At 66.4% G+C, this 675-nt stretch carries 1 pseudogene; it reads right to left on the reverse strand.

The window, feature by feature from the left end:
* Positions 1-239, reverse strand: a pseudogene (locus CCN37_RS38575) (hypothetical protein); the annotation flags it as partial.
* Between the last annotated feature and the right edge of the window lie 436 nt (positions 240-675).

Genomic DNA, 675 nt, shown 5'->3' on the forward strand with positions numbered 1-675 from the left:
TCGCCGAACGAGGCGGCCGACAACTTCATCGCCGTTGCCACGATGGTGACGTCGTCGTAGTCCGTCAGCTGAGGGTCGGCCGCCTCGTTCGGCGAACCGGGCTCGGCGAGGGCGTCCTCCAGCGCGCCGCGGGTGCTGGTGATCGTCGCGATCGGGCTGCCGTCTCGGATGAGGGCCACGTCCTCACCGGGCTTGAGGGCGTCGATGAGGTCCACGACGTCCTCGGGCAGGCGGCTCACGTCGATTCGCCACGTTGCTCGGGTGGCGCGGTCGCCGTTCACGCGATGAGGAATGAGGGCGAGGTGGCCATGACAGGTGCCCGTTGAGCTTTGCGGGGTGTGACCCCTGCGGCGGACACGGTCGATGTCGTCATGCGCTCGATCTCCCCACGTTGGTCGGATCACCGTCTGACGCTTGTCCTGCGGGAGACGGCACCCGTCAAGACGTCCGGCGGTGGTGCCTGGTTGCGCGTGAGGAGGTGAGACAGCGGGTAGTGGGGCTGAGAAGCCGGTCCCAGATCTGTCCCAGCGCGATCATTTCGCGTGGTCAACTGAATGATTCTTTCGGCCAGGCCGGAGCGCCTGTGCTGGCGGACCAGATATGTCGAGACCACGTGTGATGGTCACTTCTCGACCGACCGTGCTGGATCGGCAGAAGCTCGCGCCGTAGGGGGTT

Origin of the sequence: Allokutzneria sp. NRRL B-24872 (genome assembly GCF_002155965.1) — a bacterium.
Classification (GTDB): domain Bacteria; phylum Actinomycetota; class Actinomycetes; order Mycobacteriales; family Pseudonocardiaceae; genus Allokutzneria.